This is a genomic window from Shewanella sp. 10N.286.52.C2 (genome assembly GCF_002874545.1).
Lineage (GTDB): Bacteria > Pseudomonadota > Gammaproteobacteria > Enterobacterales > Shewanellaceae > Shewanella.
The window spans coordinates 100,765-108,404 of the sequence record NZ_MCTV01000012.1 but is presented as its reverse complement, the minus strand read 5'-3'; the positions used below and the strand labels follow the sequence as shown (position 1 = coordinate 108,404).

9 protein-coding genes are annotated in these 7,640 nt (G+C 43.2%); 2 read left to right on the top strand and 7 right to left on the bottom strand.

What is annotated here, in order from left to right; translation table 11 throughout:
- Positions 1 to 260 precede the first annotated feature (260 nt).
- Positions 261 to 812, top strand: a complete 552-nt coding sequence (locus tag BCU94_RS05840; RefSeq protein WP_102436278.1) for a gamma carbonic anhydrase family protein — start codon at positions 261 to 263, stop codon at positions 810 to 812.
- A 74-nt stretch (positions 813 to 886) separates the two neighbouring features.
- Here BCU94_RS05840 and BCU94_RS05835 read toward each other — a convergent pair whose 3' ends face one another.
- Genes BCU94_RS05835 through BCU94_RS05820 form a run of 4 tightly spaced genes read right to left on the bottom strand, consistent with a single transcriptional unit; the run spans position 887 to position 4,715 of the window.
- A complete protein-coding gene (locus BCU94_RS05835; RefSeq protein ID WP_102475881.1) occupies positions 887 to 1,165 on the bottom strand; it encodes a DUF1488 domain-containing protein in 279 nt (92 codons plus the stop codon).
- Positions 1,166 to 1,190: 25 nt separating this feature from the next.
- A complete protein-coding gene (gene aroE, locus BCU94_RS05830) occupies positions 1,191 to 2,006 on the bottom strand; it encodes a shikimate dehydrogenase (protein ID WP_102475880.1) in 816 nt (271 codons plus the stop codon).
- 46 nt (positions 2,007 to 2,052) lie between these two features.
- Positions 2,053 to 3,321, bottom strand: coding sequence for an amidohydrolase family protein (locus BCU94_RS05825; protein ID WP_102475879.1), 1,269 nt, complete (start codon positions 3,319 to 3,321; stop codon positions 2,053 to 2,055).
- Between the two features lie 11 nt (positions 3,322 to 3,332).
- Positions 3,333 to 4,715, bottom strand: coding sequence for an amidohydrolase (locus BCU94_RS05820; protein WP_102475878.1), 1,383 nt, complete (start codon positions 4,713 to 4,715; stop codon positions 3,333 to 3,335).
- A gap of 186 nt (positions 4,716 to 4,901) precedes the next feature.
- Here BCU94_RS05820 and BCU94_RS05815 point away from each other — a divergent pair, with 186 nt between their 5' ends.
- Entirely contained in the window at positions 4,902 to 5,339 is a 438-nt protein-coding gene (locus BCU94_RS05815; RefSeq protein ID WP_102436288.1) for a group II truncated hemoglobin, read from the top strand.
- On the opposite strand, the gene hemF is transcribed toward BCU94_RS05815, so the two are convergent.
- From hemF to BCU94_RS05800, 3 genes are all read right to left on the bottom strand, one after another.
- Positions 5,336 to 6,256, bottom strand: a complete 921-nt coding sequence (gene hemF / locus BCU94_RS05810) for an oxygen-dependent coproporphyrinogen oxidase (RefSeq protein ID WP_102475877.1) — start codon at positions 6,254 to 6,256, stop codon at positions 5,336 to 5,338. The two genes, BCU94_RS05815 and hemF, sit on opposite strands and share 4 nt — an antisense overlap.
- A gap of 39 nt (positions 6,257 to 6,295) precedes the next feature.
- A complete protein-coding gene (locus BCU94_RS05805) occupies positions 6,296 to 6,862 on the bottom strand; it encodes an L-threonylcarbamoyladenylate synthase (protein ID WP_102436458.1) in 567 nt (188 codons plus the stop codon).
- A 93-nt stretch (positions 6,863 to 6,955) separates the two neighbouring features.
- Complete coding sequence (locus BCU94_RS05800) at positions 6,956 to 7,519, bottom strand: type I DNA topoisomerase (protein ID WP_102436456.1); 564 nt, start codon at positions 7,517 to 7,519, stop codon at positions 6,956 to 6,958.
- Positions 7,520 to 7,640 lie beyond the last annotated feature (121 nt).

Below are 7,640 nucleotides of genomic sequence, written 5' to 3'. Positions count from 1 at the left end.
TTTCAACCGGTTAATTATGACGCTTTAAAAGCAGCTTAATTAACGCTAACACCTTGAGGCTATTGGCCTGTCGCCGTGTCAGTGGATGCGCATTATAGGCAAGTTAAGATTTAGCGCAAGGGCTTTTATGCATAAAAATGCCTTTACCTGTTTGCTTGCTGGGATTTTAAACTAATCAGCTAGTTTTTATGCATTTTTAGCCCCCAACAGCGACTTTTTGGCTTTATACTGGGTGCAATTAAACAAATCAGGGATTTTATATGTTTAGCTCTATTCGTTGTTATCAAGGTATTCATCCTCAATTGGCAGATAATGTCTATGTAGATAGTACAGCTGTTTTAGTGGGTGATATCGCCCTAGACCATGATGCGAGTATTTGGCCTATGGTCGCTGCCCGTGGTGACGTGAACATTATTCGTATTGGCAAGCGCAGTAATGTGCAGGATGGTTCAGTTCTTCATGTGACCCGCAAGTCTCCATCAAAGCCTGAGGGTAATCCGCTGATCATTGGTGATGATGTCACTATTGGTCATAAAGCTATGCTGCACGGTTGCACGGTTGGTAATCGGGTCTTGGTTGGCATGGGAGCCATTTTATTGGATGGCGCGATTGTTGAGGATGATGTGATTATCGGCGCAGGTTCTTTAGTGCCACCAGGGAAAGTACTGCAAAGTGGTTTTCTTTATGTAGGAAGCCCTTGTAAACAGGTTCGCCCCTTAACTGATAATGAAATAGCTTTCTTACCACAATCAGCTGATAACTATGTCAGATTGAAAAATGAATACTTAGTAGATCTGCAGACTACAAGATAATTATAATTGTGCCCTACTGTTATGATAGAAATAGCTAGTAGGGCTATAATTGATTGTGTAAAGCGATAAGACTCTTATATAGTAATGTTTCCCTGCGGATCAAATTCTTCTGCTTCTATCATCTCTTCGGCTATATCTTCTAGATCAAAACGTACTCGTTCGAATATTGCTAATGCCAGTTCTGCTTGCATAGGTTGTTCAGCTGCAGTTTGTTCACTGCTTATTAGCTGTAACAACTTTTCCTTGCTAACAATGCAATTGATATTCATGCCTTGCACTTGAGCACTAAACAGCATTGTTTGTTGTTGAGTATTCCATTCAACGAGATCGGTAAATATTACACTTTGGTTCATCTTGAGTACTCGGTGTTTTATTGGTTTATTTAAGTTGTGCTCTTAGCGTTTGATGAATAGCCTGAGTAGCCGGTTTAACACCGCGCCAAATATAAAAGCTTTGTGCAGCTTGTCCCACCAGCATTCCCAAACCATCGGCAACGGATTGCGCGCCGTTTGCTAATGCCCATTGGTTAAATAAGGTAGTCTCAGCACCATATGACATGTCATAGCAGTTGGTGTGACTTGCTATGATCTGTTCAGGTAATTTAATCAACTCACCAGCTAATCCGGCTGAAGTCGAATTAATCACAATATCAAAGCTGTTATTGAGCTCATCGATGGGAGTTGCCTGCACACGTCCATACTCAGCGAAAATAGCTTGCAAGGTTTGCGCTTTAGCATAGGTGCGATTACATATGGTTACTTGAGCCTGTGATTCTAGTAATGGTTTAAGGCAACCCCGTGCTGCGCCACCCGCTCCGATTAACAATACGCGTTTACCCTTTAAAGCACCAAAGTGCTGCATGACATCGTTTACTAAGCCAATACCATCGGTATTGTCACCACGAATGCGTCCATCAGTTAAATAGATAAGGGTATTCACGGCTCCTGCCAGTTTTGCAAGATCACTTAACTCATCACATATGGCATAAGCTTGCTCTTTAAAAGGCGCGGTTACATTGGCGCCTTTGCCACCGTCATTGAAAAAAGCCATTAGGGACTGAGAAAACTGATCCACAGGTGCAAGAATTGCTTGATAGCTAATGTCCTGTCCAGTTTGACGCGCAAACTCAGTATGAATGAATGGCGATTTACTTTGTGCAATTGGATTGCCAAATACTGCATACTTATCGGTCATTAACTTTCTCTATTCCCTAATTATTAATTCAACTTATGAGCATGGCTTATTGAGTATAAGCTTGTGGCATAGTCGACTTCTGAATATAGCGGTCGCGTAGTTCATCTTGGCGACTTTGCATGTTTTGCACTTCACCGTTAATCCACATTGTTTGAATCGCACTACTGTACTCAAATGGATCACCGCTCCAAAGCACCATATCTGCAGGTTTTCCTGTGGCAATGCGACCAGCATCTAGATGGAAGATATCAGCAACATTAGCGGTTATTGACGCCATGGCTTGATTATAATCCATGCCATTGGCAACCGCATTACCTGCTGCGTAACGTAAACCATAAATGCCATGGGCATCACCCGGTGTCGCCAGTATCACTTTGACCCCAGCTTTACTTAATTTTCCGGCGTTATCCAGTGAATTATGTAAAGAGTCAAAACTTTCAGGTAAATTGCGCATCGCGTCCATCACCACAGGTATGTTTGCGGCGGCCAATTGCTCTGCAACCACAATAGCATCGGCAGCTTTAAGTAATACCAAATCGAGGTTAAAGCGAGCTTTTAAGTTAATTAGTTGCAAGATGTCACTGGCTCTGTCGACATCAACCACCATAGTGATATCACCTGCAAGTACAGCATTGAGTAGTAACTCTTCTTTGCTTGGCGGTTTTGTCGCATCGGCTTTTTTAGCATCAGCTTGTTTATCCGCAGCTAAAGCTGTTTGTCTTGCTTCAAGTTTATTAATCAGTTGTTGCATACCGATAATACGTGAGCCTTCATGCACTGCGCCTAACTGCACCAATACGGCTTTTTCAGTTGCGACCACACTATCCCAGTGTCCTGTTAGCTCGACTTCAATAGCTTGGCCTGAAAAAATTGATTCTCCACCACCTGGTACCACGATATTGCGGCTAATGCCGCCTTTGCGAGCAAAGGCAATTGCGCTACTTTTAGGGTTAAAGGCTAAGCTTGGGTCGAAGCTGATATCAGCGTCTTTAGCATTAACATCACGGGTTATTTTTTCTTGACCGATTTCCACCAAACCTAAGTAGTTCATTGAGCTAATAAAGCCTGGGGTTAATACACTGCCTTTTGCATCAATAATATTATCCGCAATAACTGCTGAGTCATTTGATTGCTCGGCATTTACAGCGATGATGTGGCCATCTTCAATGACAACCGTAGCACTATCAAGTACGCCCTGTTCAGTTGAGGTATATACCTTAACATTAGTAATTGCCGTGGTTGCAGCAGACGCGATGATTGGGGTCAAACTCGCGAGCATAGCGCCAACGACCAGTGATTGGTTAAACTTTTTCATTGTATTGCTCCTTATTGTTGACCTAGCATGAAATCACTTTTAGCGCGGTAAGCATCGTCTTGATGATCAAACACTTTGGCGCCATCGATAAACACTTGCTCAGCTTTGGCATACACACTAAATGGATTGCTATTCCAAATTACCACATCGGCGTTTTTACCCACTTCAAGGGAACCGGTTTTATCTGCAATACCTAATGACTTGGCCGCATTCGAGGTGATCCAACCAATAACGTGTTCTTCTTTTAGATCAAAACCGTTTTGATTAGCACTATGCATAATTTTGGCGGTTTCTTGGTTAAGGCGCTGAATGGTCACGCTAGAGTCGGAATGCACCACAGCGCAGGAGTTGTTAACCGCATCTACGATGGCTGCATTTTCAACCACCATGTCATAGGCTTCCATTTTAAAGCCCCACCAATCAGGCCACATTGCGGCGCAGTTACCATTTTCAGCTAACAACTCAGCTATTTTATAACCTTCAATTGCATGGTGGAATGTACCGGAGTGATAGTTAAACTCTTTGCCTAAATCCACCATCATCGCCATTTCTTCCGCTTTATAACAATGGTTATGAATTAAAATGTCACCCTCTAACACGCCGCGTAAAGTGTCTTTGGTAAGATCTCGCTCTGGCGCTGATGGGTTTAAACCAGCAGCATAATCCGCATCATATTTATCCCAAGCTCGCTTGTACTCAGTGGCCTCAATGAAAGCTTGACGATAACCCGCCATATTACCCATTCGGGTCATGGGCGCTTCTTTACGCTTTCTGCCATAGGCACCTTTAGGGTTTTCACCACAGGCCATTTTCAATCCATAAGGGGCTTGGGGGAACTTCATGCCTTGCATGGTGGTTGCTGGGATGTTTTTTAAGGTCACCCCGCGACCACCAATTAAATTGGCAGAGCCAGGTAAGATTTGTAAAGTGGTGATACCACCTTCACGGGCACGATTAAACCCCGGATCTTGCGGCCATACGCTATGCTCTGCCCACACTTCAGCGGTATTGGGAGAGGTCACTTCGTTGCCATCGCCATGGGCATCTGCGCTAGGGCTTGGATACACGCCAAGGTGGGAGTGAACATCTACAATACCTGGGGTTATCCATTTACCGCTAGCATCAATCACAGTGACATTGTCTTGACTTAATTGCCTGCCAACCGCATTAATTTTGCCATCCACCATTAGGACATCAGCGCCGTCGATTCTTTCACCTGTACCTGTTAGCACAGTAGCGTTAATCAGCAAGGTCGATGTTCTTGGCATCACTTGGTAAGTACTTGGGTAGGGATTTTTATTAATACTAACTTTAGGGTCTTGCTGGGCTGAGTTACAGCCAAGCAGGGCTGTTGAAATCGCAATTACAATTAATCTTGGTGCCATCTTGGCCATGATCTCGGTCCTCGTTATTATTGTTATTAGAACGCCTAAGTTATCCGATAAGCATCTGACATCACAACAGATAAATTTAGCAAAACATTAACAAAATATGTTTATGGCTTAGTAAAGCGAGAGATATAAACGGGATTAATCGTTATAATCAAGCCACTTTCATTACTTGTACTCAGTGTCGATACCATGAATTGGTTAAAAAAACTTTTTAGCAATAAGGCGCAACCTGATGACCGAGATCCAAATCAGTCCAATGCCTATGATTTAATTGGTGGCGAGAAGACCATTCGCTTAATTGCCCAAAACTTTTACCAGCAGATGCAAAGCCGTGAAGACACACAGCCGCTACTAGCTATTCATCGCGCTCCAATTAAAGATTCACAACAAAAGTTATTTGAGTTTTTAAGTGGCTGGTTAGGTGGCCCACAGCTTTATCAGCAAAAGTATGGCCACCCGGCATTACGGGCACGGCATATGCCGTTTGATATTGACCAAACGATGGTTGATCAATGGTTAACCTGTATGGAGCAAGCCATTGCTGAGGCTATAAAAAAGCCTGAACATCAACAAGTGATATTTCAGGCCATTTCGCAGCTTGCCAATAATATGCGTAATAAAGATTAGCTTTCGAGCTTCAACCAATCTTGTGGTTTAAGGTAGCGCTCGTATAGCTCCGCCTCTTGGGAGCCTTCTTCTGGGGTAAAGCCATACTCCCAGCGAACCAAGGGCGGCATAGACATCAAAATAGACTCAGTGCGACCACCGGTTTGTAAGCCAAATAAAGTGCCACGGTCATAAACCAAATTAAACTCAACATAACGGCCTCGACGGTACAGTTGGAACTGGCGCTCATCATCGTTATATTCAAGATCTTTATTACGCTCAACAATCGGCGAATAAGCCGTTAAGAAACCATTACCCACGGCTTGCATAAACTCAAAACTCTTATCAAAACCAGGCTCATTGAGATCATCAAAGAATAATCCACCGACCCCACGGGTTTCATTACGATGAGGCAAAAAGAAGTATTCATCACACCACTTTTTATATTTGGGATAAACCTCATCACCAAATGGGGCGCAAATATCGGCCGAGGTTTGATGCCATGAAACCACATCTTCTTCAAATGGATAGTAAGGAGTTAAATCAAACCCGCCACCAAACCACCATACGGGATCAGCGCCATCTTTATGGGCAATAAAAAAGCGCACATTCGCATGAGTTGTAGGAATAAAAGGATTTTTAGGATGGATAACCAATGACACGCCCATAGCTTCAAAGCTACGTCCAGCTAGCTCTGGACGATGCGCGGTGGCTGATGCCGGCATTGCTGCGCCCATCACATGGGAGAAGTTAACACCAGCTTGTTCAAATACATGGCCTGCGGTCATCACCTTACTGGTGCCACCACCACCTTCGGCGCGCTCCCACGATTCCGCTTGAAAGCTGGCCTTTCCATCTAACGCTTCTAAACCAGCACAGATATTGGCTTGTAGGGATAACAGGTACTGCTTTACGACTGCGGCATCAGGCATTGCCATATCAAATTCCTTATTGTTTATTCGATTATTTTTATTAAATTACTGTCCGTTACGTAATATTTTGCCGCTACGAGCATCGATAATGGTTGAAGGCTGGCGCTGAGCACCAAGATCACCAGTTATCACAGCCGCAACAGTAGTGGAAAAAGTATCTTGAATTTCTGCTATGGTCAGTGCGGGCGCATGACCGGCTAAATTAGCACTAGTTGAAACAATGGCTTTATTAGTGGCGTCACATAATGCTTTTACCACTGGATGAGCCGAAACTCGCACCGCAATGGAATCAAACTCGCCACATAATAATTGGCTAACCTCTGACTTAATTGGCATCACAAAGGTAAAAGGCCCTGGCCACTTACTAAAGGCAAAGGCAAGTTGTGCCTCTGTGAGTTGTGATTCATCAATATAGGGCTGCAGTTGTTTATAGTCGCTGGCAACTAGGATAACGCCCTTTTGCCAAGGACGTTGTTTGATTTCAAGTAACTTTTGAATAGCTGATAGGTTATCAGGATCGCAGCCAAGGCCATAAACGGCTTCAGTGGGATAAGCAAACACCTCTCCTTGCTCAAACACTTCAGTAACATCTGTTGGATGCAACAATTGCATGAAATACCCTTTAATCTTATAAATTATCGATAAATTATACAGACAATAAGGATATGAACAAATACTGATATAAGGCGAATAGAGTCAAAAAAGTTATATTGGACGCTTATATTTACATGATTTCTGCGGGCATTCTAAACGGCTTCCAGCTGCGCCCTTACGCTCAACTAAAATACCAAAATTACATTCAGGGCAAGATTCATTATGGGGCGGAAAATTCACTAAGTACTTACATTTAGGGTAAGTATTACAGGCAAAAAAGGTTTTACCAAAGCGACTGGTACGAGATTCTAAATGGCCTTTTTTACAATGGGGGCAGTTGATAACCTCTGCATTTTCATCGTGATCGTGTTTTTCAATGTGAGTACATTCAGGATAGTGAGTACAGCCAATAAAAATACCAAAACGGCCAGACTTAACTGCCAGCTCATTGCCACACTCTGGGCATTCAGAGCCTTCTATCACTTGAGTTTCAATGGACTCATGTTGAACTAGAGGCCGCGTAAAGTCACAAGTAGGATAATTATTACAGCCTATGAATCCACCATGTTTACTATTTTTAACTGACAACTCACAGCCACACTTTGGGCAGAGTTCAAACTCTTTCTCCAAAGCATGCTCGTGCACAGTAAACAATTGCTGATCGATTTTAGACATTTTACTCTCAATATTACATAAAGGTGTCACCCTATTCAGGTTACACAGGGATGACAAAATAGCCAAGCTGACGATCAAAAAAGGAGGCCTAGCCTCCTTATTTAGTTAACTCATGACAATA

Coding starts and splice junctions, on each gene's coding strand:
- hemF (WP_102475877.1), bottom strand. CDS start 6,256: ATGGCAATGCCTGATGCCGCAGTCGTAAAGCAGTACCTGTTATCCCTA.
- aroE (WP_102475880.1), bottom strand. CDS start 2,006: ATGACCGATAAGTATGCAGTATTTGGCAATCCAATTGCACAAAGTAAA.
- BCU94_RS05805 (WP_102436458.1), bottom strand. CDS start 6,862: ATGCAATTGTTGCATCCAACAGATGTTACTGAAGTGTTTGAGCAAGGA.
- BCU94_RS05800 (WP_102436456.1), bottom strand. CDS start 7,519: ATGTCTAAAATCGATCAGCAATTGTTTACTGTGCACGAGCATGCTTTG.
- BCU94_RS05820 (WP_102475878.1), bottom strand. CDS start 4,715: ATGGCCAAGATGGCACCAAGATTAATTGTAATTGCGATTTCAACAGCC.
- BCU94_RS05835 (WP_102475881.1), bottom strand. CDS start 1,165: ATGAACCAAAGTGTAATATTTACCGATCTCGTTGAATGGAATACTCAA.
- BCU94_RS05840 (WP_102436278.1), top strand. CDS start 261: ATGTTTAGCTCTATTCGTTGTTATCAAGGTATTCATCCTCAATTGGCA.
- BCU94_RS05825 (WP_102475879.1), bottom strand. CDS start 3,321: ATGAAAAAGTTTAACCAATCACTGGTCGTTGGCGCTATGCTCGCGAGT.
- BCU94_RS05815 (WP_102436288.1), top strand. CDS start 4,902: ATGAATTGGTTAAAAAAACTTTTTAGCAATAAGGCGCAACCTGATGAC.